The organism is Sphingomonas sp., assembly GCF_965248875.1.
GTDB lineage: Bacteria > Pseudomonadota > Alphaproteobacteria > Sphingomonadales > Sphingomonadaceae > Sphingomonas.
On sequence record NZ_CBDFKR010000007.1, the window covers coordinates 241,655 to 264,402 of the forward strand.

General features: G+C 69.7%; 21 protein-coding genes and 1 pseudogene. 12 read left to right on the top strand and 10 right to left on the bottom strand.

Features of this window, described 5'->3' with window-relative positions:
* Positions 1-39 precede the first annotated feature (39 nt).
* Together ACP2AD_RS05975 and ACP2AD_RS05980 are read left to right on the top strand one after the other, a co-directional pair.
* Entirely contained in the window at positions 40-1,110 is a 1,071-nt protein-coding gene (locus tag ACP2AD_RS05975; RefSeq protein ID WP_425229164.1) for a Ppx/GppA phosphatase family protein, read from the top strand.
* A 10-nt stretch (positions 1,111-1,120) separates the two neighbouring features.
* Positions 1,121-1,825 (top strand): RlmE family RNA methyltransferase, encoded by a 705-nt coding sequence (locus ACP2AD_RS05980; RefSeq protein WP_425229165.1) that lies wholly within the window; start codon positions 1,121-1,123, stop codon positions 1,823-1,825.
* Between the two features lie 285 nt (positions 1,826-2,110).
* Here ACP2AD_RS05980 and rpoZ read toward each other — a convergent pair whose 3' ends face one another.
* A complete protein-coding gene (rpoZ, locus tag ACP2AD_RS05985; protein WP_425229166.1) occupies positions 2,111-2,452 on the bottom strand; it encodes a DNA-directed RNA polymerase subunit omega in 342 nt (113 codons plus the stop codon).
* A gap of 362 nt (positions 2,453-2,814) precedes the next feature.
* Here rpoZ and ACP2AD_RS05990 point away from each other — a divergent pair.
* The 4 genes and pseudogenes from ACP2AD_RS05990 (at position 2,815) to ACP2AD_RS06005 (ending at position 6,224) form a co-directional block, all read left to right on the top strand.
* Positions 2,815-3,589: pseudogene (locus ACP2AD_RS05990) on the top strand (IS5 family transposase).
* Positions 3,574-3,888 (top strand): DUF6678 family protein, encoded by a 315-nt coding sequence (locus tag ACP2AD_RS05995; RefSeq protein ID WP_425229167.1) that lies wholly within the window; start codon positions 3,574-3,576, stop codon positions 3,886-3,888. The pseudogene ACP2AD_RS05990 and the gene ACP2AD_RS05995 overlap by 16 nt, the downstream one beginning before the upstream one ends.
* Before the next feature lie 137 nt (positions 3,889-4,025).
* Positions 4,026-4,817 (top strand): hypothetical protein, encoded by a 792-nt coding sequence (locus tag ACP2AD_RS06000; protein ID WP_425229168.1) that lies wholly within the window; start codon positions 4,026-4,028, stop codon positions 4,815-4,817.
* A gap of 243 nt (positions 4,818-5,060) precedes the next feature.
* The gene (locus tag ACP2AD_RS06005; protein ID WP_425229169.1) at positions 5,061-6,224 is read left to right on the top strand and encodes a phospholipase D-like domain-containing protein; all 1,164 of its coding nucleotides are present in this window, start codon (positions 5,061-5,063) and stop codon (positions 6,222-6,224) included.
* Positions 6,225-6,346: 122 nt separating this feature from the next.
* On the opposite strand, the gene ACP2AD_RS06010 is transcribed toward ACP2AD_RS06005, so the two are convergent.
* Positions 6,347-6,961: a class I SAM-dependent methyltransferase gene (locus ACP2AD_RS06010; protein ID WP_425229170.1), complete on the bottom strand. Its 615-nt coding sequence runs from the start codon at positions 6,959-6,961 to the stop codon at positions 6,347-6,349.
* Positions 6,962-7,185: 224 nt separating this feature from the next.
* On the opposite strand from ACP2AD_RS06010, the gene ACP2AD_RS06015 reads away from it, so the two are divergent.
* A complete protein-coding gene (locus tag ACP2AD_RS06015; protein ID WP_425229228.1) occupies positions 7,186-8,460 on the top strand; it encodes an MFS transporter in 1,275 nt (424 codons plus the stop codon).
* The gene (locus tag ACP2AD_RS06020) at positions 8,460-9,164 is read left to right on the top strand and encodes a TMEM175 family protein (RefSeq protein WP_425229171.1); all 705 of its coding nucleotides are present in this window, start codon (positions 8,460-8,462) and stop codon (positions 9,162-9,164) included. The genes ACP2AD_RS06015 and ACP2AD_RS06020 overlap by 1 nt, the downstream gene beginning before the upstream one ends.
* Here ACP2AD_RS06020 and ACP2AD_RS06025 read toward each other — a convergent pair.
* A complete protein-coding gene (locus tag ACP2AD_RS06025; protein ID WP_425229172.1) occupies positions 9,118-11,409 on the bottom strand; it encodes a CDC48 family AAA ATPase in 2,292 nt (763 codons plus the stop codon). The two genes, ACP2AD_RS06020 and ACP2AD_RS06025, sit on opposite strands and share 47 nt — an antisense overlap.
* 325 nt (positions 11,410-11,734) lie before the next feature.
* Here ACP2AD_RS06025 and ACP2AD_RS06030 point away from each other — a divergent pair, with 325 nt between their 5' ends.
* Positions 11,735-12,622, top strand: a complete 888-nt coding sequence (locus ACP2AD_RS06030; RefSeq protein WP_425229173.1) for a LysR substrate-binding domain-containing protein — start codon at positions 11,735-11,737, stop codon at positions 12,620-12,622.
* Positions 12,623-12,818: 196 nt separating this feature from the next.
* Here the strand turns inward: ACP2AD_RS06030 and ACP2AD_RS06035 are convergent, their stop codons facing one another.
* Entirely contained in the window at positions 12,819-13,277 is a 459-nt protein-coding gene (locus ACP2AD_RS06035) for a peptidylprolyl isomerase (RefSeq protein ID WP_425229174.1), read from the bottom strand.
* A 180-nt stretch (positions 13,278-13,457) separates the two neighbouring features.
* On the opposite strand from ACP2AD_RS06035, the gene mgtE reads away from it, so the two are divergent.
* Together mgtE and ACP2AD_RS06045 are read left to right on the top strand one after the other, a co-directional pair.
* Positions 13,458-14,864: a magnesium transporter gene (gene mgtE / locus ACP2AD_RS06040; RefSeq protein ID WP_425229175.1), complete on the top strand. Its 1,407-nt coding sequence runs from the start codon at positions 13,458-13,460 to the stop codon at positions 14,862-14,864.
* A 43-nt stretch (positions 14,865-14,907) separates the two neighbouring features.
* A complete protein-coding gene (locus ACP2AD_RS06045) occupies positions 14,908-15,324 on the top strand; it encodes a DUF1489 family protein (RefSeq protein ID WP_425229176.1) in 417 nt (138 codons plus the stop codon).
* 7 nt (positions 15,325-15,331) lie between these two features.
* On the opposite strand, the gene ACP2AD_RS06050 is transcribed toward ACP2AD_RS06045, so the two are convergent.
* The 6 genes from ACP2AD_RS06050 to ACP2AD_RS06075 all read right to left on the bottom strand — a co-directional run bounded on the left by ACP2AD_RS06050 (position 15,332) and on the right by ACP2AD_RS06075 (position 21,034).
* Positions 15,332-16,054: a GIN domain-containing protein gene (locus ACP2AD_RS06050; protein ID WP_425229177.1), complete on the bottom strand. Its 723-nt coding sequence runs from the start codon at positions 16,052-16,054 to the stop codon at positions 15,332-15,334.
* Positions 16,055-16,071: 17 nt separating this feature from the next.
* Positions 16,072-16,809, bottom strand: a complete 738-nt coding sequence (locus ACP2AD_RS06055; protein WP_425229178.1) for a head GIN domain-containing protein — start codon at positions 16,807-16,809, stop codon at positions 16,072-16,074.
* A gap of 282 nt (positions 16,810-17,091) precedes the next feature.
* Positions 17,092-17,625 carry a CarD family transcriptional regulator gene (locus ACP2AD_RS06060; RefSeq protein WP_425229179.1) on the bottom strand — a complete coding sequence of 178 codons (534 nt, stop codon included), beginning with the start codon at positions 17,623-17,625 and terminating at the stop codon, positions 17,092-17,094.
* Positions 17,626-17,817: 192 nt separating this feature from the next.
* The gene (fdxA, locus tag ACP2AD_RS06065) at positions 17,818-18,159 is read right to left on the bottom strand and encodes a ferredoxin FdxA (protein ID WP_425229180.1); all 342 of its coding nucleotides are present in this window, start codon (positions 18,157-18,159) and stop codon (positions 17,818-17,820) included.
* Positions 18,160-18,216: 57 nt separating this feature from the next.
* Positions 18,217-18,558 (bottom strand): RNA-binding S4 domain-containing protein, encoded by a 342-nt coding sequence (locus tag ACP2AD_RS06070; RefSeq protein WP_425229181.1) that lies wholly within the window; start codon positions 18,556-18,558, stop codon positions 18,217-18,219.
* A complete protein-coding gene (locus ACP2AD_RS06075; RefSeq protein ID WP_425229182.1) occupies positions 18,551-21,034 on the bottom strand; it encodes a helicase-related protein in 2,484 nt (827 codons plus the stop codon). Before ACP2AD_RS06075 ends, ACP2AD_RS06070 begins: the two co-directional genes overlap by 8 nt.
* Before the next feature lie 199 nt (positions 21,035-21,233).
* Here ACP2AD_RS06075 and ACP2AD_RS06080 point away from each other — a divergent pair, with 199 nt between their 5' ends.
* Complete coding sequence (locus ACP2AD_RS06080) at positions 21,234-22,724, top strand: M23 family metallopeptidase (RefSeq protein WP_425229183.1); 1,491 nt, start codon at positions 21,234-21,236, stop codon at positions 22,722-22,724.
* Positions 22,725-22,748 lie beyond the last annotated feature (24 nt).

Below are 22,748 nucleotides of genomic sequence, written 5' to 3' on the forward strand. Positions count from 1 at the left end.
CGCCCGTGACGGAAGAACAGAACAAGGTTTGGACAGGTCATGGGGGACGTTGCCGTCCACGGGCCGCACCGGCAGGAGGTTCCTGACCGTCCGGCGGCGAACCGCCCCGTCCGGGGCCGTTGGGGGCACGCGCAGGCGTTCGCGGCGCTCGACCTCGGCACCAACAATTGCCGCCTGCTGATCGCGCGGCCGCAGCATGCGGACGGAGGCAATGCCAACGGCTTTGCGGTGATCGACGCCTTTTCGCGGATCGTCCGGCTGGGCGAGGGGCTGGCGGCGACCAACCGGCTGAGCGATGCGGCCATCGACCGGACGCTGGCGGCCTTGCGCATCTGCGCCGACAAGCTGCGCCGCCGCAACGTCACGCTCGCCCGCTCGGTCGCGACCGAAGCGTGCCGGCGCGCGGAGAACGGGGCCGAGTTCATCGCCCGCGCCTATGCCGAGACGGGCATCCACCTCGACATCATCTCGGCGGAGGAGGAGGCGCGGCTGGCGGTGCTGGGCTGCCACGTCCTGATCGAGCCCGGCGACGGCGCGGCGCTGGTGTTCGACATCGGCGGCGGCTCGACCGAGCTGGTGCTGGTCGACACGAGCGGAGCGCGGGACGGCAAGGCGCCGCAGGTGCTCGACTGGCATTCGACGCCGTGGGGGGTGGTGTCGCTGACCGAACATTCGACGGTGGGCGAAGGGCGCGCCGGGCGGATCGCCGCGTATGACCATATGCGCGCGCTGGTGACGGCCAGCTTCGCGCCGTTCGCCGCACGGCTGCCGGCCGGCATGCGCCGTGAACGGCTGCTCGGCACGTCGGGGACGGTGACGACGCTGGGGTCGGTGCATCTCGGCCTCGCCTGCTATGACCGGTCAGTGGTCGACGGGCTGATCGTACCCGCGGCGGCGATGCGGCGGATCAGCGGCGACCTGGCGGCGATGACGCTTGCCGAGCGGGCCGAACTCGCCTGTATCGGGACGGAGCGCGCCGACCTGGTGGTGGCGGGCTGCGCGATCCTGGAGGCGATCATGGATCTGTGGCCGGCCGCGCGGCTGGGCATCGCCGATCGCGGCATCCGCGAGGGCATTCTGCGGCGGCTGATGGGGGCCGCTCGCCCGTGAACCGCCGGGTATGAAGCCGCCGTCGAAGACCGTCGGGCATCAGCGCGTCAAGACCGCCCGCAAGCGTACCGCGCAGTCGACCCGCTGGCTGGAACGCCAGCTCAACGACCCCTATGTCCGCCGCGCCAAGGCGGAGGGTTACCGCAGCCGTGCCGCCTACAAGCTCATCGAGCTGGACGAGCGGTTCGCGGTCCTGAAGGGCGCAAGGCGGGTCGTCGACCTCGGCATCGCGCCTGGCGGCTGGACCCAGGTGGTACGCCGCCAGGTGCTGGGCAGCAGCGTCGTCGGCATCGACCTGCTGCCCGTCGATCCGATCGAGGGCGTGACAATCCTGGAGATGGATTTCATGGCCGACGCCGCGCTCGGCGCGATCCGCGCGGCGCTGGGCGGGCCCGCGGACCTGGTGCTGAGCGACATGGCGGCGAACACGGTCGGGCACGCGCAGACCGATGCGCTGAGGACGATGGCGCTGGTCGAGGCGGCGGCCGACTTCGCCTATGCGGTGCTGCGGCCGGGAGGGGCGTTCGTCGCCAAGGTGTTCGCGGGCGGCGCGGACGCGACGCTGGTCGCGGAGCTGAAGCGGCGCTTCACCACGGTGAAGCATGCCAAGCCGCCCGCGTCGCGCAAGGGCAGCGTCGAATGGTTCGTGGTGGCGCAAGGATTCAAGCGACACGGGGACGCCGACGGCGGGGGCGCGGAAGTAGAGGCTAAGTAGAGGGCCGGACGCGGTGGCTCGGCTCGCCGCGGCGGGTGGAAGTAGAGGCCAAGTAGAGGCTTGTGCGCAGAGTTGCGTACTGGGTTGATTGGGGATGGGAAAGAGCCGCGCCGTTGCCGACGCGGCTTTGCCGAAGCATGGTTGCGGGGGTGTAGGACAGGGGAAAAAGGCCGGAGGCGCCGCGGCGAAGCCGCGTCGTCGGCCGGTCAGCGCGAGAACAAGCTGGCGCTGCCGCCGGCCGGCGTGACGCTGGCCGCTCGATTAGCTTACGCTAACCTTGCGGCGTCACTCGTAATCCCCCCCCATATTCTGGTTGCGCGGCGGTGCGGCGGCGGTCAGGCGGAGCGCTTCGGCGGACGCCTGGAGCGAGCCGATCGCATCGACCTCGTCGTCGTCGTCGACCTGCACCTTTTGCAGGCCGCTGATGACTGACTCGGACAGGTGGTCGGGACGGACAGTCTCCTCCGCAATCTCGCGGAGCGCGACGACCGGGTTCTTGTCGCGATCCCGGTCGATCGTCAGCTCGGCGCCGCCCGAGATCTGCCGCGCGCGCTGGGCGGCGAACAGCACCAGGTCGAAGCGGTTGGGAATCTTGTCGACGCAATCCTCGACGGTGACGCGCGCCATGCCGTGTCCTTGAAACGCAGTGATGCAGGAAAGCACGGACACCTAGCCGCCGCCTGGGCCGAAGTCAACGAAATCGAGCGGCGGGCCGGGGTCGACAACGGTGTCACGTCATCACCGTCGTTCGGTGGATACTCAGAATCGCGAGCAAACGTGCCACTAACATTGACATGCCAGACAGCGCCATCCGCCACCGTTTGCGTGACGCTGCGCCCAGAACATTCGTCGGCAATTTGGCAGCCCGCCGCACCGGGTGGCCGGATGCAACTGATTAGGGTTCACCCCAATCAGCGGGTTGAGCCGGCACGCCTTTTTTGATTCATGAGGATCAAGGATCAAGGATCAAGGATCATGGGAGGTACGGGATGGCGCTATTCTGGTTGTCGGATGAGACGTGGGCGGCGATCGAGCCGCACCTGCCCAGGAACCAACCCGGCGCGCGGCGGGTCGATGACCGGCGGGTGATCTCCGATATTCTGCACGTGCTGAAAGTTGGCTGCCGCTGGTGCGACTGCCCAACCGACTATGGTCCCTTAAAGACGGTGTACAACCGCTTCAACCGCTGGTCGCTCCGGGGCTTTTGGCTCAAGCTGCTGGATGCGCTGGTGGACGTCGGTGCGGTGGCGAGGAGCACTGCCGTCGACAACACCGACGTCAAGGCGCAGGGTGCCGCGTTTGGCGCAAAAGGGGATGCTCGACGCAGGCGATCGGCCGCTCGCGCGGTGGTTGGACGACCAAGGTCCATGCGCTCATCGACGTCATCGGCCTTCCCTATGCGCTGATGCTGACCGCCGGAAACGTCAGCGACATGAAGGCCGCACCCGCGCTCCTCGAACGTGCCGGCCGCATGCGTTACCTGCTCGGCGACAAGGGATACGATGCCAATCACCTGCGCCGCGCAGCTCGCAACGCAGGAGCCATCCCGTCATCTCAGGCCGTCGCAACCGCAAGCGGGCCATTCGCTATGACCATCAGCGCTACCACGGTCGCCACCTCATCGAGAACGCCTTCTGTCGCTTGAAGGATTTCTGCCGTGTCGCCACCCGCTACGATAAGCTCGCAAGCAACTTCCTGTCTGCGGTAGCGCTGGCTACCATGATCTCGTTCTGGCTTGGAGGTCCGGCATGCTCAATCCGGTGATGAACAACACCAAGCGGGATGAGCTGCGGCTTGCGATGTACGCAATCACACCACCCCCGTCCTGGAGCACGCACTCCACAAACGGCTACCGCTCGTCACCAGATCGAGAGTGGTTCTACCACTTCAGGGATGGTGGGTACGAGTTGATCCTCTACGTAGACATCAATGTCGATAGTCTTATCCACCGGGAGCTTGTTCGTTCAGCCCTGAAGAAGGTGCATGTGCCCGGCGAGGAGTTGGCCGATGGCTTTCGGGTGTTCGGCTACCTCGAAGACGGCCGGGCCGGCGCCTTTCTATGACGCTGTGTCGATGCCTGATTGAGTCCGGACCCTAGCGCGCCGGCGTAGGAGAGGTGATCACATAAGTGCGAGCAGTATCGAACGCGCACGTCGCGATCAGCCCCGACCCATCATAGAAGAAGACAATCGCATAGCCGGTGCTGTCGGCGAACCGCCCGCTCTCGATCCTTCCATTTCGCCACGCAGACTTCTGCCCCGAAGCCAGCCGTGCAGCCTCAACGGTTTCTAAGGTTCCCGATGTCATCCGGGAAGGCATTCCGAGGACTGGGCAGCTTATGCGGTGGTGGAACAGCAGCGAAGCGTTCGGTGGACTTTTGCTGCTGCTGCTCGGGCTTATCGTATTCGCCGTGATGAAAGGCTGCGCTTCGGTCGGCGCGCCTGATGGCTATCGCTACCGGCTGACGGTGTATACCGGCAGTCAGGCTTACTCCACCGTCAGCGACGTCAGATATTCATCGGACTACAGTCTCGAGGGGTTCAAGAGCCAGCACGTCTACATGGGGGACCGGGAAGCCATACCGATCGTCCGGCCCGGACGATCGCTCACCTTCGCGCTACCCGCGTATGAGGTGCCCCCCGAGCAGGTCGCGGCTGAATTGGCTAGGCGGCGGCAGGGCCTGCCGGCAGATCAGAGAGACGGGCTGACCGTTTTGCGAGACGAGCAAGAATTGCCTCGCCAGCTGTTCAGTCGCGAAATCAGCGACAGCCCCTATCATCGTGACGACGTCGTCAGGGCATGGCCCGTTTTTGTGACCTTTACCGATCCCTCCGACCCGGCAACGCGGCGCGAAGTATCACCGGAAAGTGTAGGCGTGACCCGTGTCACCGTTCAACTCACGCAAGAGCCTGCCAGCCGCAGGATTTTCCGCGAATTTCCCAAGCTGATCCGTGCAGTGTCCGGCCAGCAGCCCGCTACGCTTCAGCGTTGACGTAAATGCAGCCAGTCCGGTTGAACGGCGTTGGCCCTTCAGCCCCGTTCAATCACGATCCGCCCAGCCTCGGCCAGTACGATGATATCCCCCCCCAGTCGTGCGCGCCTCGCACCGTCGAATGCTCTCCCGTTCAGTCCGCCCCGGCCGGATCGATCAGATCCACGGGTTGCGCCTGCAGCGCCGTTGCAGGTTCGAACGGAGTCGCCACGGGTCGGCTTGCTCCCCGCGAGCCGCTGCCCCATGCAGGCCGCGATGGCGGACGAGCCGACCTATACCGTCGACGGCAACCGGCTGACGCTGCTGATCAGCGGCCGGGCGCGGCTCGACGCGCTGCTCGCGCTGATCGACGGCGCCCAACGGACGCTGCGGCTGATCTATTACATCTATGCCGACGACGACACGGGGCGGCAGGTCAACGACGCGCTGATCCGCGCCGCCGCGCGCGGCGTGACGGTGGCGCTGGTGGTCGACGGGTTCGGCGCCGGGCTGGTCGCCGATCGCAGCTTCTTCACGCCGCTCGAAGCGGCCGGGGTGTCGGTCTGCTGGTTCAGCCCGCGCTGGGGCCGCCGCTATCTGCTGCGCAACCATCAGAAGCTCGCGCTTGCCGACGAGACGCGGATCATCGTCGGCGGGTTCAACATCGAGGACGACTATCTGGGCCAGGCAGACGAAAAGTGGAAGATCTGGCGCGATCTGGGTCTGCTGGTCGATGGGCCGGCCGTCGCATCGATGGCGGGCTATTTCGACGCGCTGCAGCGCTGGACGCACGATCCGAAGGCGACGCTGCGCGGGTTGAGCCGCGCGCTGCGCCACTGGAGCGGCGACGCTGGGAAGCTGCGCTGGCTGATCGGCGGGCCGATGCGGCGGCTGTCCCCCTGGGCGCGATGCCTGCGCGCCGACATGCGGATCGCGCGACGGATCGATATCATCGCCGGCTATTTCTCGCCAAGCCCGACCATCCTGCGCCGCCTCGACCGCGCGGGCAAGCGCCGCGCGGAGGTGCGGGTCGTCACCGCGGCGCTGTCGGATCATCCCAACGCCGTCGCTGCGGCCCGCTTCACCTATGCCGGGCTATTGCGCAAGCACGTGCGGATCTTCGAATACGCGCCGTCGAAGCTCCACACCAAGCTGTATCAGGTCGACGAGGTCGTCCATGTCGGCTCGGCCAATTTCGACATGCGCAGCCTGTTCCTCAACCTCGAGCTGATGCTGCGCGTCGAGGACGCGGCGTTCGCGGCGCGGGTGCGGGATTATGTCGACGGCGAGATCGCGAACTCGGAGGAGATCACCGCGGCGCTCTACAAGGCGCGCACCGGCTGGCTGCAGCGGGTGCGGCAGTTCGGCGCCTATGTCCTGCTGGCGGTGGTCGATCCGGCGGTGACGCGGCGGCTGAACCTGCGGTGAGGCGAAGCGACGACGGCAACGCCGCCGCCGGACGGATCGGCGTTGCCGCCCGCCGGCCGGCGGCGCGCTTACGCGGCCGCGCCGCGCATCGGGCGGCCGTCGCCGGCCCTAGCTGCGCCTCGTCAGTCCTTGTGCGCCCAGTATAACTGCGCCGGGGGCACGTTCCACCATTCCATATCGTGGTCGATCCGTTCGAAATGCGGGTCCAGATAGTCCTTCACCTTGGGCGAGAACTGATAGACCAGGAACGCGCCGCCCGGGCGCAGCACGCGGTGCGTCGCGTCGCCGATCGCCGGGCCGACCCCGGCGGGCAGCGTCGAGAAGGGCAGCCCCGACAGCACGTAATCGGCCGCATCGTGACCGTGGTCGCGCACGATCGTCTCCACATCCGCCGCCGAGCCGTTGACCGCGGCGAAACGCGGGTCGGTGATGGTGTGGCGCAGATAGCGGATGAAATCGGGGTTGGTGTCGATCGCGATCAGCTTCGCGTCGGGCGCCAGATGCTCCAGGATCGGGCGGCAGAAGGTGCCAACCCCCGGACCGTATTCGACGAACAGCTTCGTGTTTGCCCAGTCGACCGGGCCCAGCATCTTGCGGATCAGCCGGCCGGACGAGGGGATGATCGACCCGACCATCACCGGGTGCTTGAGGAAGCCCTGAAAGAACATGCCCCAGGGGGACGGCACGCCGGCGGGACGGGAACGGGCGCGTCGCGCGGCAGTGGTCGAGCTGGGCATGAAGGCTCCCTCTTGGGTCAACGGCGGCCGCCGTCGCAATTTGCGCGGCGGTAATCAAGCAGGTTGCCGGGGAAAACCCTCCGCACCGCGAAAGGGTTGCCTCGCGGCCACGCGCGCGCCACGCACGCCGCTATGCCCGCGCATTGCGAAACTTTTAGGTCGGCAGCGTGACCGGCGTGACCGCGGGGGCCGGCGCGCGGCGGGTCGACCGCACCTTCCCGCTGATGTTCCTGGTGATGCTGACGGTCGCGGCGGCGAACACCGCGCTGCAGTCGGTGCTGCCTGCGCTCGGCCGGTCGCTGGGGGTGCGCGATCAGGCGGTTGCGGCGGCCTTCTCCGCCTCCGCGCTGATCTGGGTGCTCGCCGCGCCGTTCTGGGCGAACCGGTCGGATCGGACCGGGCGGCGCGCGATGATCCTGCTCGGGGTCGGCGGGCTGATCGTGTCGCTGAGCGTCTGCGGAGTGTTTCTTTGCCTGGGGATCAACGGCGTGATTCCGGGCACGGCGGCGTTCGGGCTCTTCATCGTCGGCCGGCTGATCTACGGCAGCCTCGGCGCCGCCGCGCCGCCCGCGGTGCAGGCGCTGGTCGCGGGCGAGACGACGCGCGAGGAGCGGACCAAGGCGCTGACGCTGCTGGCGAGCGCCTTCGGGCTGGGCACGATCCTGGGCCCGGCGATTGCGCCCTATCTGATCCTCGGCAGCATCGGGCGGGTCGAGGTCGGGCTGGCCGGTCCCGCCTTTCTGTTCGCGCTGTTCGGGGCGGGCGTGTGGTTCACCGTCCGGGCGATGCTGCCCGACGACCGGCCCGGGTTGCATGCCGGGCCGCATCGGGGCGGCGCGCAGTCCGCCTATCCCTCGATCGGCGGCGCGCCGACCGGGGCGAGCGTCGCTGCGGCGACCGGGCTGCGCGGGGAGAGCGTCGGCTTCCTCGACCCGCGGGTGCGCGGCTGGATGATCGCCGGGCTGGTGATGGGACATGCGCAGGCCATGACCAGCCAGGCGATCGGTTTCCTGGTCATCGACCGGCTGCATGTCGCGCCGGGCCAGGCGCTGGAGCCCACGGGCATCGTGCTGATGATGGGCGCGGGCGCGTCGCTGCTCGCGCAATGGGGGATCATCCCGCTCCTCAACCTGTCGCCGCGGCGGCTGGTGCTGAGCGGGCTGGCAGTGGCGGCGGCGGGGACGGCGCTGACCGGGCTGGCGGGTTCGCTCTACGGCATCGCGACGGCGTATGCGCTGGCGAGCCTGGGGTTCGGCTTCACCCGGCCGGGCTTCACCGCCGGGTCGTCGCTGGCGGTCGGCGCGGAGGGGCAGGGCTCGATCGCGGGCAAGGTGACGAGCGTCAACGGTGCCAGCTTCGTGCTCGGCCCGAGCATCGGGGTGGGACTGTACGAGCTGCAGCATTCGCTGCCGTATCTGACCGCGGGGGCGGCATGCGTGGTGATGATCGGGTATGCGTGGGCGGCGTTGCGGGACCGCCCTGCGGTGGAGGAGGGTTGATGACGGACGCCGGCAGGCACGACGACGATCGGCACGCGCTGGCGGAGCTGGAGCGGCTGACCTTCTTCAGCGACGCGGTGTTCGCCATCGCCATGACGCTGCTGGTCGTCGACGTCCGGCTGCCGGCGCTCGCGCGCCCGACCAACAGCGCGCTGACCGATGCGCTGCTCGCGCTGGTCCCGCAATATATCGGGTTCGTCGTCAGCTTTCTCGTGATCGGCCGTTTCTGGGCCGCGCATCATGTCGTGTTCGGGATGTTGCGGCGCGCGGACGGACGGCTGGTCGGGGTCAACCTGCTGTTCCTGCTGTCGATCGCATTTATGCCGTTTCCGACGATGGTGCTCAGCGAACACCCCCAGCTGCGCGGGGCGCTGGTCTTCTACATCGCCTGGCTGTTCGTGATCGCGCTGCTCAACTGCTGGACCACGCAGACCGCGTTCCGGCGCGGGACGCTGGTCCGCCGCGGCGTCGGTGCCGTCACCGTCGCCAATCGCCTGCGCCACACGCTGATCCCGGTCGTCGTCGCGCTGATCGCCTGCGGGGCGAGCCTGATCGGCGCAGCCTACGGGCTCGCCGCGCTGACGATCGGCACGCCCGTGGTCGAATGGGCGGTGCGCCGGCTCGATCGGCCGGGCCCCCCCCGGCCGGCCGCCGGGCTCAGCCCGGCCCCTTCGGCCCGCGCGGCGTCAGCTGCCCCGGGGTGACGAAGCCCAGCGGCTGCACCGCGTGCGCGTCCTGCTTCAGCTGCGACGCCAGCCGTGCATAGTCCGCTTCGGCCTCGGGCGTGACGCTAGCGCGCGACTCGGTCAGCGCCGCTTCGAAGTCGGCCATCGTCACCTGCTGCGTCTCCAGCGACCGTCGCAGCGCCGACAGCCCGGCGCGGCGGACGACGTCCTCCAGGTCGGCGCCGGTGAAGCGTTCGGTGCGGCGCGCGACGGTGTCGAGGTCGACGTCGCCCGCCAGCGGCATCTTCGCGGTCTGGATGCCGAGGATGCGCCGACGCCCCGCCTGATCGGGCAGGCCGACATAGATCAGTTCGTCGAACCGCCCCGGTCTGAGCAGCGCCGGATCGACCAGATTGGGCCGGTTGGTGGCGCCGATCACGACCACCGCCTGCAGCTCCTCCAGCCCGTCCATCTCGGCGAGGATGGTGTTGACGACGCGCTCGGTCACCTGCGGCTCGCCCCCGCCACCCCCGCGCGCGGGGACCAGGCTGTCGAGTTCGTCGATGAAGATCACGGTCGGCGCGACCTGGCGCGCGCGCTGGAACAGCCGCGCGATCTGCTGTTCGCTCTCGCCGTACCATTTGCTCAGCAGGTCGGACGACTTGGTGGCGATGAAGTTCGCCTGCGCCTCGCGCGCGACCGCCTTGGCGAGCAGCGTCTTGCCGGTGCCGGGGGGGCCGTAGAGCAGGAAGCCCTTGGCCGGGCGGATGCCGAGCCGGCGGAAGGCGTCGGGGTCCTTCAGCGGCAGCTCGACGCCCTCCTTCAGCCGCGCCTGCGCGTCGTCGAGGCCGCCGACATCCTCCCAGCGCACCCGCGGCGCCTCCACCATCACCTCGCGCATCGCCGACGGCTGGACGCGCTTCAGCGCCTCCAGGAAATCGTCGCGGGTGACCGACAGCTGGTCGAGCACCTCGGGCGGGATCACCCGCTCCTCCAGGTTGAGCTTGGGCATGATCCGCCGCACCGCGTCGATCGCCGCTTCCCGCGTCAGGGCCGCGAGGTCCGCGCCGACAAAGCCATAGGTCGTCCCCGCCAGCTCGGCGAGATCGACCGCGGGATCGAGCGGCATGCCGCGGGTGTGGATACCCAGGATCTCGCGCCGCCCGCGCTCGTCGGGGACACCGACGACGATTTCGCGGTCGAAGCGGCCCGGCCGCCGGAGCGCCTCGTCGATCGCCTCCGGCCGGTTGGTGGCGGCGATCACGACGAGGTTGGCGCGCGCCTCCAGCCCGTCCATCAGCGTCAGCAGCTGCGCGACCAGCCGCTTCTCCGCCTCGCCGGTGACCTGGCCGCGCTTGGGCGCGATCGAATCGATCTCGTCGATGAAGACGATCGAGGGAGCGTTCTTCGCCGCCTCCTCGAACACCTCGCGCAGGCGCTTTTCGGATTCGCCATAGGCCGAGCCCATGATCTCCGGCCCGTTGATCAGGTAGAACTGGGCGTCGCTTTCGTTCGCGACCGCCCGCGCCAGCCGCGTCTTGCCGGTGCCGGGCGGGCCGTAGAGCAGCAGCCCGCGCGGGGGGTCGACACCGAGGCGCTGGAACAGCTCGGGATAGCGCAGCGGCAGCTCCACCATCTCGCGCAGCTGGTCGATCGTCTGCCCCATGCCGCCCAGATCGTCATAGGTGACGTCGGCGCGGCGCGCCTGCTCGGGCTCCTGATATTCGGGGCGCAGCTCGATCTCGGTGTTCTCGTCGATATGGACGATGCCCTTGGGCGCGCAGGCGACGACGAGCAGGCGGATTTCCTGCAGCGCATAGGCCGGTGCGTTCATGAACTGCTGAACGTTGGCGGGCATGTTGCCGACGCGTTGATGCCCGGCGGTGGCGACGATGTTCCCTGGCGCCAGCGGGCGGCCGTAAAAGGTGCGGCGCAGCGCGTTGGCCGACCCCTGCAATCGCAGGTTCGCCTGCGCGGGCGCGAACACGACGCGCGTCGCGGGCTTCGATTCGGCGCGCCGGATTTCGACAAAATCGCCCGAGCCGACGCCGGCATTGGCGCGCTGCAGCCCGTCGATGCGCAAGAGGTCCAGCCCCTCGTCCTCGGGATAAGGGGCGACGGCGCGCGCGGGCGTCGCCTGCTTGCCGACGATCTCGATCACGTCGCCTTCGACGATCCCCAGCGCCGCCATCACCGCGCGCGGCACATGCGCGAGGCCGCGGCCGGAATCCTCCGGCCGGCTGTTGGCAACCTGGATCTTACGCGTTGGGTCGGCGTCGGCCATCAATTCACTCCTGCGGGCGCACGGCCCAAGCGCGGGATGTGGGGAAGGGGTGCCGCGATCGGTAGGGGGTGTGCAGGTGCGCCCGCCGCGGGCAAGGCCGCGTCGCCGGACGGGAGCGCCGCGCTTCCCGCGCGCGCGCTGCGCATAAAAAAGAGGCCGGCTACTCCAGGGAGCGGCCGGCCTGCGAAAAGTTTTTTAGGAGAGGATGCCTGAAAGGCCTGCGCTATGTGCAGTGCAGCATTCGATGTTGCAAATGCGAAATGATCGTGCACGATTGCACTCGACGCAATCGCGCGGCACATCAGTGCGCGGGGGAGGGTGAGCCATGCGCAGGTTGCCGCCGCTGGGCGCGATCGAGGCGTTCGTGCAGGTCGCCAGGCTGGGATCGGTCAAGGCCGCGGCAGAGGAGCTGTCGCTGTCCGCGCCCGCGCTCAGCCGCCGGGTGCAGGCGCTGGAGCGGTTCGTCGGCAAGGAGCTGTTCGAGCGGCGGCACCAGGCGATCGTGCTCAACGCGGAAGGGGAGCGGCTGCTCGGCCATCTGGCGCCCGCGCTCGACCAGCTGTCCGATGCGGTGGAGGCGATGACCAGCGGCGCGGAACTGCTGCGGCTGCGGCTCGGCGTGCTGCCGCTCTACGCGTCGCAGCGGCTGTTCCCGCACCTGGGTGCGCTGCGGCGCGATCATCCCGAACTCCACCTCGACATCGACACAGCAGGGCATGGCGTGTCGCGGCTTGGCGAGGGGCTGGACGCCGCGATCGTGCTGGCGCGCGAGGTCGATCCGCAGCTTCATGCCGACCGGCTCGACCGCAACGCCGTTTATGTGATCGGTGCCAAGTCGCTGGTCGAGGGACCCGATCCGCTGGTGCGGCCCGAACAGCTGGCGGGGCAGACCGCGCTGCTTCACCGCGAGATGACCGAGGCGTTGGATGCCTGGCGTCAGAGCGCGGGCGTCACCGCGGTCGAGCCGCTGGCGATCGACTATTTCGATTCAGGTCCGCTGATGCTCGAAGCGGCGGCGCAGGGACTGGGAGTCGCGTTCATGCACGAATCGCACTTCGTCGATGCGGCGGATCCGCGGCTGGTGCGGCTGTTCGGGATCGCGGTGGAGAGCCCGTACAGCTATTGGTTCGTGTGCCGCCCGCGGGCGTTGCAGTCGAAGCCGGTGCGGATTTTCCGGGACTGGCTGATCTGGACGCTGGGCAGCGAAGACTGATTTCCCTTGGGCCTTCAGGGGCGCATCAGGTCGGTCCTGCCCCCGGCATGGCCTAAGCAGCACAGGCCGCTGTTTACCTGATGCGGGTGGCGAGGTCGGGAGCGGGGCCTCGCCACCGGCGAACCGCTTTGCGGAGGGACCCCTCTCCCCCCGCCGCCGCGCGGCCCCGCCCTCTCCCCTGAAGGCGAGAGGGAGATCAGGCGGCCACCGCCGTGACGATCTTGCCCGGCTGCCGCGGCGGTTCGCCGGCCGGCAGGGCGTCGACGAACTCCATGCCCGACTCGACCTGGCCCCACACCGTGTACTGCCGGTCGAGGAAGCGGGCGTCGTCGAAGCAGACGAAGAACTGCGCATTGGCGCTGTTCGGGTCGCTGGTCCGCGCCATCGAACAGGTGCCCCGCACGTGCGGCTCGGCCGAGAATTCCTGCGGCAGGTCGGGCTTGTCGGAGCCGCCGGTGCCGTCGCCGTTGCCGCCATCGCCGCCCTGCGCCATGAACCCCGGGATGACGCGATGGAACGCGACGCCGTTGTAGAAGCCCTCGTTCGCCAGCTCCGCGATCCGCGCGACATGCGCCGGCGCCAGGTCGGGACGCAGCCCGATGACGACCTCGCCGCCGCTGTCGAGGGTTAGGGTGAGCGTCTTGTAGTCGGCCATGTCGGCTCCTCTTGTCTCGTCATGCTGAACTTGTTTCAGCATCCATGCGAAGCATCAGCCGCGCGCCCGGCGCTAATGGGGTCGCGTGAATGCTGAAACAAGTTCAGCATGGCCGTGGGCGGGTAGAAATGCGCTGCTCGCAGCGATAGGGCGCGCTGACCCGGCGAGCAGGAGGCGAGCATGACCGACACTGATCTCGCCGCCGCCCTGGCCGAGGGCGATCGCGAACAGCTGGACCGCGACGACCGGCTGAAGCCCGCCTTCGTCGATGCGGTGCTCGACGCGGTCGAGGAGGGCGATGCGGAGGGCGCGCGGGCGCTGGTCGCCCCGCTGCACCCCGCCGACATCGCCGATCTGTTCGAGCTGACCCCGCACGACCGCCGCGACGCGCTTGCCGCCGCGCTCGCCGACCTGCTCGACGCCGACGTCTTCGCCGAAATGAACGATTACGTCCGCGAGGACCTGATCGACGACCTTTCGGCGCGGCAGGTCGCCGACATCGCCGCGGAACTCGACACCGACGACGCGGTCGCGATCATCGAGGACCTCGACGCCGACGAGCAGCGCGAGGTGCTGCGCGCGATGGAGCCCGACGATCGCGCCGCGATCGAGGAGGCGCTGTCCTATCCCGAGGAATCGGCCGGCCGCCTGATGCAGCGCGAGCTGATCGCGGTGCCCGAACACTGGACCGTCGGCGACACGATCGACTATCTGCGCGGGCATGACGACCTGACCACCGACTTCTGGGAGGTTTTTGTCGTCGACGGGCGGCACATGCCGGTCGGCACCTGCGCGCTCAGCTGGATCCTGCGGACGCCGCGCTCGGTCGCGGTCGCCGACGTGATGAAGCGCGAACAGACGCTGATCCCGGTCGACATGGATCAGGAGGAGGTGGCGCTCCGATTCCAGAAATATGCGCTGATCTCCGCCGCGGTGGTCGACGGCGGCGGGCGGCTGGTCGGGATGATCACCGTCGACGACGTTGTCCATATCATCCAGGAGGAGGCAGGCGAGGATACGCTGCGCCTGGCGCAGGCGGGCGACGGCGACATCAACGAGCCGATCCGGCTGACCGTGCGGACGCGCGTCGCCTGGCTGATCGTCAACCTCGGCGCGACGATGCTGTCGGCGTCGGTCGTGGGCATCTTCCAGGGCGAGATCGCGCGCTTCGCGCTGCTCGCGGCGCTGATGCCGATCGTTTCGGCGCTGGGCGGCAACGCGGGCACGCAGACGCTGGCGGTGGTGGTGCGTGCGCTGGCGACCAATCAGCTGACCAGCTCCAACACCGCCTGGATGCTGCTGCGCGAGTTCCGCATCGCGATCGCCAATGGCGTGGCGCTGGGCCTGGTCGGCGCGCTCGGCAGCTACGTCATCCTCGGCAATCCGCAATTGTCGCTGGTGTTCGCGCTGGCGATGGTGATCAACAGCCTGGTCGCGGGGCTGGTCGGCGTCATCGTGCCGGTCGCGCTCGACAAGGCGCGGGTCGACCCGGCGGTATCGTCCGCGGTGTTCGTGACGACGATGACCGACATCATGGGGTTCCTGAGTTTCCTCGGGCTGGCGACGCTGTGGAAGCTGGGCGGCTGACCCGGTGGCTTGACCGCCGCGCCGCGCACCCCAGATCGCGGCCATGCCGCTTCATCTGACCAAGGTCGCGTTCGGCGCCGCGGGCGTCGAGCACCTCGCCGAGCGGCTGCGCGAGCGCGGCGAGGCGGGTCCGGTGGCGCTGACCACCCGTTACCTGCCCAAGCGGCACGCCGAGGTAGCCGGGCCCAAGGAAGCGGGGGGCTCGCTGTTCTGGATCATCAAGCACCAGCTCGTCGCGCGGTCGCCGATCCTGCTCTTCGGCGAGGCGGAGGGCGGGCGCGTCGCGATCCACCTCGATCCGGTGCTGGTGCTGGTCCACGCGCGGCCCAAACGGGCGCATCAGGGCTGGCGGTATCTGGAGGAGGCCGATGCGCCGGCCGACCTGGCGGGGGATGCGACGGGAGTGGCGGCGATGCCGGCGGTGCTGGCCGGGCGGCTGGCGGAACTAGCGCTGATCTAGTGCGCGGTCAGCGGGCGGGCGCCCCCGCGCCGCAGGTCACCGGCCCGCCCGCCTGATTCTGCACCCGGCACTGCGGTGTCCCGGCAACCGCGATATGGCCAAGCCCGGCATTGAAGACCGCGGCGGTGTAGCGCGCCCGCGCCAGCGCCTCTCCCGGTCCATCGACGCGGACCGTCAGGTCGCCCGCTACGAGCGCGTCGGCGGCGATGCGTCCCGCGCCGCTGACCGACAGCCGCGCCCGCACCGCGCGTCCGGCCAGCGTCACCGCACCGTTGCCGACCACGGTCGCGTTCGCCTGATCGGTATCGACGCCGGTGAAAGCGATCGACCCGGCGCCCGCGACCGACAGGTCCAGCCGCGGCGTCCGCCCGCCGGCGATGGCCAGCGCGCCGCTGCCCAGCACCGCCGCGTTGCTCAGCGTCGGCGTCGTCAGCGTCACCACGACCGGCCCGGCCACCCCGCGCGCCGCGCCCGCTTCGCGCTGGACGCCGCGCACCACCAGCGTCGTGCCGTCGACCTGCACCTCGATCGCGTCGATCGCCTGCGCATCGCCGGTCAGCGTGCCGCCCGGCGAGCGGCCGGTCGTGACCGTCACCTGATAAGGTCCCTCCACCCTGATCCGCTCGAAACTGCTGAGATACAGCCGTCGCTCCGCAGCATGCGCAGTGGCGGGGATCAGCAGCAGGGCGCACAGGAGGACACGCATCCGCACCAGCGTCGCATCGGACACTCCCGTGCGCAAGGCGCCTAGCCGCCGCAGCGGATCGTGCCCGATCCCATCTTGGTCGCCTGGCACCGCGCCCTGGCGCCCAGATCGACATCGCCCGATCCCATCACCGACACGGTGGCGGGGCCGTCGACCAGCGCGCGCACGCTGCCCGACCCGGCGATCGAAACCTGCGCCTGCGCTGCGGTCAGCCCGCTCGCGTCGACATCGCCGGACCCGGCGATGCTGACCTTCAGCTGCTGCGCGGTGCCGCCAAGCCGGATCGCGCCCGATCCGGCGAGCGATAGTTCGGCGCGGCCGACCGCGATCTGGCCGACGCGAATATCGCCCGACCCCGCCCCCGATGCCCGGAAGGCCGCGCCGCCGACGCGGTCGATGGTCATGTCGCCCGAGCCGGCGACGCTGGCATCGGACAGGGCCGGCATCGTGATCGAAACCTTGGCGTGATTGCCGCTCCAGCTCCATCCGCTCGTCCGCGTCCGGCTGACCCGCAGCGTCTGGCCGACCCGGCTGATCTTGAGGTGATCGAGCAGCGCACTGTCGCCGTCGGCGCGCACAGAGAAGCCGGGCCCGACGCGGATGTCGACATCGTCGGCGCCGCGCAGGTCGACCGCGGTGAAATCGGTGGCGGCATAGGTGCGCGTGCCGCCGCTGCCCTGGGCGGCGATGCCCGGCGTTCCGTCATCGCCGCCGATGTCGTGGGTGATGTTGCACCCCGTCAGCGGCAACAGGGCGGCAGCGATCAGAAGCCCGCGCATGGTTCTCTCCCCGTGGTGTTTTGGAAGAGTAACACACATTGGGAAGGCTGCAAATGAAAAGGGGCAGGGCGCGGACCCGCAACGCACACGCTCCGTCATGCCGAACTCATTTCAGCATCCATGCGCGACGCAGTCGATCAAGGGGCGCCGATCCGGAAGACAGATCGCCGCGGCAAGGCCGCATCGCGACGTCGGACGGGTTCGGCTGACGCCGCCCCGCCGCCCGCCGCCCGCCGCGGCGAGTGCGCCGGATCGCCTGCGCGATCCAGGGCCGCCTGCACCCTATGCGGGTACTTTATCCTTGTTATAGATCGCCGCCGCCGCGCGCAGAATGTCGAGGATCTTCACCTGCGCCCCCGGCTCGTCGATCTGCTCCATCGCCGCCAGTTCGCGTGCCAGCCGGCTGCAGGCAGCCTCAAAAATCTGACGCTCCGAATAGCTCTGCTCGGGCTGATCCTCGGCGCGGAACAGGTCGCGGGTCACCTCGGCGATCGACACCAGGTCACCCGAGTTGATCTTCGCCTCATATTCCTGCGCCCGCCTGGACCACATGGTGCGCTTGACCTTGGGCTTGCCTTTCAGCGTATCCATCGCCTCGCGCATCGTCTTGTCCGACGACAGCTTGCGCATGCCCACGCTCTCGGCCTTGTTGGTCGGCACGCGGAGCGTCATGCGCTCCTTTTCGAAGCGCAGGACGTACAGCTCGAGCGAGGCGCCCGCGATCTCCTGCTTCTGCAGCTCGATGACGCGGCCGACGCCGTGCTTTGGATAGACCACATAATCGCCGACATCGAAAATGAGCGCCTTGGCAGCCATGCCGCACCTTTCTATGTCATCCACGTGCGACGGTCGGCGGCGCAAACGCCCCAGTGCACGGCCGCAGGGATGAGTTCGTGTTAATGCTACCGGGCGGGATCGCCCGTTGGCCGTGCATTAACACGCCTGAAACAAAATTGCCAGACTTTGAGTCAGTTTAGCTGGCCCATCGTCGTGGCGCGGTGCCCCGATCTAATCGCCGGCACCGGCTTCCGGCGTGAAATACTTGTCGTACTTGCCCTGCTCACCCTTGTGTTCGTCGGCATCGGCGGGGGTCTGATCGCCCTTGCGCGTCACATTGGGCCATTGGGCTGAGAAGGTGGAGTTGAGTTCCAGCCACTGTTCGAGCCCGTTCTCGGTGTCGGGCAGGATCGCTTCCGCCGGACATTCGGGCTCGCAGACGCCGCAGTCGATGCATTCGGAGGGGTTGATGACCAGCATCGTCTCGCCCTCATAGAAGCAGTCGACCGGACACACCTCGACGCAATCCATGTACTTGCAGCGGATGCAGGCGTCGGTGACGACATAGGTCATGGTGGCGCTCCCGAGCGGACGTGTCGCGCCGCTGCTAATCCGCCCCGCCAGCGCCCGTCAATCGCCCGGCGTTTGTTGCGAGACGTTCGCACGGCTGGGCCCGGCGTTCGTCCCAACGTTGGGCGCGGGGCCGGGCGTCAGCTCGTCGTAACAGCCCTGCGCCTCCGCCGCCGGGCCACGCCGCGCGGGCAGCGCGCCGACGCGGATGCCGCGGACGCGTGCGCCCGCGGCATAAGTCAGCACGTTGCCTACTCGCACCGCGGCATGGGCGCGATCGACGGCGCGGCCGTCGATGCGCAGGCGCCCGTCGGCGGCGATCGCCTGTGCGGCCGAACGCGTCTTCGCCAGCCGCGCCCACCACAGGAACCGATCGAGCCGCATCCGTTGGCCGTCAGCCATGCCGCGCCCAGTCCGCCAGCGCGGCAAAGGCGCTGTCCGGCCGCTGCACCGGCACCGGCGAAGCGACCGGCGGCCGCCCGCGCCATACCCAGCGGGTGTCCGCGCCCGCCACCGCGCGAAAGCCCAGTTCGGCCATCAGCCGGGCACTGGTCGCGGGCTCCAGCCCTATCGACGTGGCAAGTGCGGGGTCGGGCGCGAAGGGCCTGCGCCCCGCCCCGTCCGCGGTGCGGGCGTCGTGGGCGGCGCGGGCGATCCGTTCGACCAGGTCGACGCGGACAGCCTGCGCACCAAGCGGGCGGAACCCCGCGGCGAGTGTCGCACCCGCCGCGCCGCGCGGCAGGACGGACGCGCCCGGCGGCGGTGCGGGCGTGGCCTCGCCACGCAGCGCCAGCAACAGCCGCCGCCAGCGCGCCGTCTCGGGCTTGAGCAGCGCGGGCGCGAACAGGTCGAGCGTGCCGATCGTCATGCCGGTGGCGCGCAGCCGCTTGCGCTCGGGCGGCGGCAGCGCATCGAGCGCGCGGGCGAGCGGACGCCGTGGCGCGATCGCGCCCGCCGCCTCCAGCGCCCCGGCGACGACGCGCAGGTCGGCGCTGGCATCGCGGTCGCAGGCGAGCGTGACAAGCTTGACCAGCGCCGGGACGCGCCGGACGAGCTGATCGCCCACCCACCGCTCCAGCCGCGCCTTGATCGCGGCACGCGCAGGCGGCTCCAGCACGTCGAGCGACGGGTTCAGTTTCACCAGCGGGCGGGCAAGCGACGGGCCGGATGCAAGCTGCGCGATGAGGTGATCGGTCCAGCGAAGCGTGCCATCGTCGGCAAGCGCGAACGCCTCGTCGCCGGCGGCGGCCAGCGCCTTGGCCCGCCTGCTCCGCTCGCCGCCCAGCCGCTTCTCCGCTGCGGCGAGCAGCAGCCGCTTGTCGCTCGCGCGCGCGTCGGCGGCGACGGTAAAGCGGAAGCCGTCGAGGCGGCCGATCGCGTGCTCCTCGACTAGCACTTCGCCCTCGGCGCCGATCGTCACCGGCAGCGCCGCCGCGCCTGCGCCGATCTGGCGGATCAGCGCGGTGGTGCGCTTGTCGACGAAGCGCTGGGTCAGCCCGGCGTGGAGCGCGTCCGACAGCCGCTCCTCGATCGCGCGCGTCCGCTCCGCCCAATGCGCCGGGTCGACGAGCCAGTCGGCGCGGTTGGCGATATAGGCATAGGTGCGGACCGACGCGATCCGCCCCGAGAGCGTCTCGACGTCGCCGCCGACGATGTCGAGCCGTGCGATCTCGTCGGCGAACCACTGGTGCGGTATAGGGCCGTCGGCGATGTAGCGGAACAGCCGCTCGACGAAACGGGCGTGCGGATCGACGCCCACCTTGCGGAAGTCGGGCAGGCTCGCCGCCGCCCACAGCCGCGCCACGCCGGACGGGGTCCGCGCCCGCTCGCGCACCGCCGGCTCGTCCGCCAGCCGCTTGAGCACCGACAGGTCGACCGCCTGCGGCGCGGCGCGCAACGCCGAATGATCCGGGCGGCGCTCGAGGCTCGCGATCAGTGCGTCCAGGCTGGAGCGGTCGGGATCCCCGTCGCGCCAATAGAGGTGGTCGAGGCGCGGGAAGCGATGCTCCTCGATCGCCAGCACCTCCTCCGGCAGGAACGCGCCCGGCCCCTCCTCCGTCACCGCACCGAACGTGCCATCGCGCTGGTGCCGCCCGGCGCGCCCCGCGATCTGCGCCATCTCGGCGACGGTCAGCCGCCGCTGCCGCCGGCCGTCGAACTTGTGCAGGCTCGCGAACGCGACGTGGGCCACGTCCATGTTGAGCCCCATGCCGATCGCGTCGGTGGCGACGAGGTAGTCGACCTCGCCCGCCTGGAACATCGCGACCTGCGCGTTGCGGGTGCGCGGGGAGAGCGCGCCCATCACCACCGCCGCGCCGCCGCGCAGCCGCCGCAGCATCTCGGCGACGGCGTACACTTCCTCGGCGCTGAACGCGACGATCGCGGAGCGTTTGGGCAGGCGGCTGATCTTCTTCGCGCCCGCATAGGTCAGGGTGGAGAAGCGCGGCCGCGCGACGATCTCCGCGTCGGGAACCAGCGCCTTGAACATGGGCCGCAACGCTTCGGAGCCGAGGATCATCGTCTCCTCGCGCCCGCGGGCATGGAGCAGCCGGTCGGTGAAGACGTGCCCGCGCTCCGGATCAGCGCCGAGCTGCGCCTCGTCGAGCGCGACGAATGCGGCATCGTGGTCAGGCATGCTTTCCGCGGTGCACAGGAACCAGCGCGCGTCGCGGGGCACGATCTTCTCTTCGCCGGTGACCAACGCGACGCGGTCCCTGCCCTTCAGCGCGACAACGCGATCGTACACCTCGCGCGCCAGCAGGCGAAGCGGAAAGCCGATGACGCCGCTGGAATGCGCGCACATCCGCTCGATCGCGAGGTGGGTCTTGCCGGTGTTGGTGGGTCCCAGCACGGCGGTGACGGAGCCGGGGCGGGTCATGCGCCCAACATCGGGGCTAAGTCACGGCGGCGCAATCCTTTCGAGGAGATGTTCCGCACGCCGCGTTCGCCCAACGCCTCGTCGCAGCCGCCGCTGCAACGGGTTGCGGTTGATTTGACTTTAACATTTGCGGCCCACAACCCGCCAGACCGGCGCCGCTACAAGACGGCGCGTGTGAAGGGCGGGCGGCGCTACAGCTGTGTTCTTGCGGAATGATCTTGGGGCGGAAGGCGCCGGTGGGGGCGCACAGAGCCTTGGCGGTCGCGCGTTCGGCCGCGCCGTCGCGGTAGCAGCGCCGCCGCCGACCGTGTGGGAACAGCGCCGCGCGCGCATCGCCGCGGTCGACTGGGTGCCCGATCTCGGGTCCGCGATCGGCAGCCGCCAATGGTGGCGCGGGCTCGCGACCTGCCTGCTGCTCATTGCCGGCGCCTGCCGATTCCTCGCCCCCGATTTCGCGCCCCTCGCCGCCCCCGCCCCGGCGGCGCTCGCAGGCAGCCAGTGGGACGAGGCGCGGGCGCAGGGGATCAATCCGCTCGCGTTCGGCGGCACGACCGGCCGCCGCATGGCCGCCACCGACCTGGTCGTGCCGCTCGCCGAGGCGCCCGAACGTCCGCAGGTGGAACTGGCCGCGACATTGGGTGCGGGCGATGCCTTCAACCATGTGCTGGAGCGCGCCGGGGTCAGCCTGGACGATGCCGCCAAGGCCGCGGCCGAGGTGCAGCAGGCGGTCGCGCTGGGCGAGATTGCGCCCGGCACGCGATTGTCGCTGACGCTGGGGCGGCGCGCCACCAAGTCGGTGCCGCGCCCGCTGGAACGGCTCGACATGCGCGCCCGCTTCGATCTCGCGATCACGCTTACCCGCGCGGGTGGCGGGTTGGTGATGACGCGCCACCCGATCGCGATCGACCGCACCCCCTTGCGCATCCAGGGCGTCGTCGGCGGCAGCCTGTACCGCGCCGCGCGCGCGGCCGGCGCGCCCGCCAGGACGGTGGAGGGGTATATCCGCGCGATCGCCACCAAGCTGTCGATCGGCAGCGATCTGGGCAGCGCCGACAGCTTCGACATGGTCATCGATCGCGAGCGCGCCGCCACCGGCGAAACGCGGCTCGGCAATCTGCAGATGGCGGCGATCACCCATAACGGCCGGCCGTTGCAGCTCATCCGCTGGGCGGCCGACGGCGGCGACGAATGGTGGGACGCGAACGGTCAGAACGAGCGCCGCGGCTTCATGGGCATGCCCGTGCAGGGGCACGTCACGTCGACCTTCGGCTGGCGAATGCACCCGCTGCTCCATTTCGTCAGGCTGCATAAGGGCATGGACATCGGCGCACCTTGGGGCTCACCGGTCTATGCGGTGCTCGACGGCGTGGTGCAGATGGCGGGCCGCGCGGGCGGCTACGGCAATTTCCTGAAGTTGCAGCATGGTGGCGGGCTGCAGACCGGCTACGGCCACCTCAGCAGCTTCGCGGTATCCGCGGGCCAGCGCGTGCATCAGGGTCAGGTGATCGCCTATGTCGGCTCGACCGGCATGTCGACCGGTCCGCACCTCCATTGGGAGGTGTGGCGCAACGGCCAGGCGATCAACCCGCAGTCGATATCCTTCACCTCGGTCGCCGCCTTGTCGGGCGACGAGCTGCGCCGGTTCAAGGCGCGGGTGCAGGAACTCCTGGCGGTGAGAATCGGCGGCTGACCGCCGCTTGACCTCCCGCCGGGG

Excerpts from the sequence above, each read along its gene's own strand:
- ACP2AD_RS05975 (WP_425229164.1), top strand. The coding sequence starts at position 40 with ATGGGGGACGTTGCCGTCCACGGGCCGCACCGGCAGGAGGTTCCTGAC.
- ACP2AD_RS05980 (WP_425229165.1), top strand. The coding sequence starts at position 1,121 with ATGAAGCCGCCGTCGAAGACCGTCGGGCATCAGCGCGTCAAGACCGCC.
- rpoZ (WP_425229166.1), bottom strand. The coding sequence starts at position 2,452 with ATGGCGCGCGTCACCGTCGAGGATTGCGTCGACAAGATTCCCAACCGC.
- ACP2AD_RS05995 (WP_425229167.1), top strand. The coding sequence starts at position 3,574 with ATGCTCAATCCGGTGATGAACAACACCAAGCGGGATGAGCTGCGGCTT.
- ACP2AD_RS06005 (WP_425229169.1), top strand. The coding sequence starts at position 5,061 with ATGCAGGCCGCGATGGCGGACGAGCCGACCTATACCGTCGACGGCAAC.
- ACP2AD_RS06010 (WP_425229170.1), bottom strand. The coding sequence starts at position 6,961 with ATGCCCAGCTCGACCACTGCCGCGCGACGCGCCCGTTCCCGTCCCGCC.
- ACP2AD_RS06015 (WP_425229228.1), top strand. The coding sequence starts at position 7,186 with ATGTTCCTGGTGATGCTGACGGTCGCGGCGGCGAACACCGCGCTGCAG.
- ACP2AD_RS06020 (WP_425229171.1), top strand. The coding sequence starts at position 8,460 with ATGACGGACGCCGGCAGGCACGACGACGATCGGCACGCGCTGGCGGAG.
- ACP2AD_RS06025 (WP_425229172.1), bottom strand. The coding sequence starts at position 11,409 with ATGGCCGACGCCGACCCAACGCGTAAGATCCAGGTTGCCAACAGCCGG.
- ACP2AD_RS06030 (WP_425229173.1), top strand. The coding sequence starts at position 11,735 with ATGCGCAGGTTGCCGCCGCTGGGCGCGATCGAGGCGTTCGTGCAGGTC.
- ACP2AD_RS06035 (WP_425229174.1), bottom strand. The coding sequence starts at position 13,277 with ATGGCCGACTACAAGACGCTCACCCTAACCCTCGACAGCGGCGGCGAG.
- mgtE (WP_425229175.1), top strand. The coding sequence starts at position 13,458 with ATGACCGACACTGATCTCGCCGCCGCCCTGGCCGAGGGCGATCGCGAA.
- ACP2AD_RS06045 (WP_425229176.1), top strand. The coding sequence starts at position 14,908 with ATGCCGCTTCATCTGACCAAGGTCGCGTTCGGCGCCGCGGGCGTCGAG.
- ACP2AD_RS06055 (WP_425229178.1), bottom strand. The coding sequence starts at position 16,809 with ATGCGCGGGCTTCTGATCGCTGCCGCCCTGTTGCCGCTGACGGGGTGC.
- ACP2AD_RS06060 (WP_425229179.1), bottom strand. The coding sequence starts at position 17,625 with ATGGCTGCCAAGGCGCTCATTTTCGATGTCGGCGATTATGTGGTCTAT.
- fdxA (WP_425229180.1), bottom strand. The coding sequence starts at position 18,159 with ATGACCTATGTCGTCACCGACGCCTGCATCCGCTGCAAGTACATGGAT.
- ACP2AD_RS06070 (WP_425229181.1), bottom strand. The coding sequence starts at position 18,558 with ATGGCTGACGGCCAACGGATGCGGCTCGATCGGTTCCTGTGGTGGGCG.
- ACP2AD_RS06075 (WP_425229182.1), bottom strand. The coding sequence starts at position 21,034 with ATGACCCGCCCCGGCTCCGTCACCGCCGTGCTGGGACCCACCAACACC.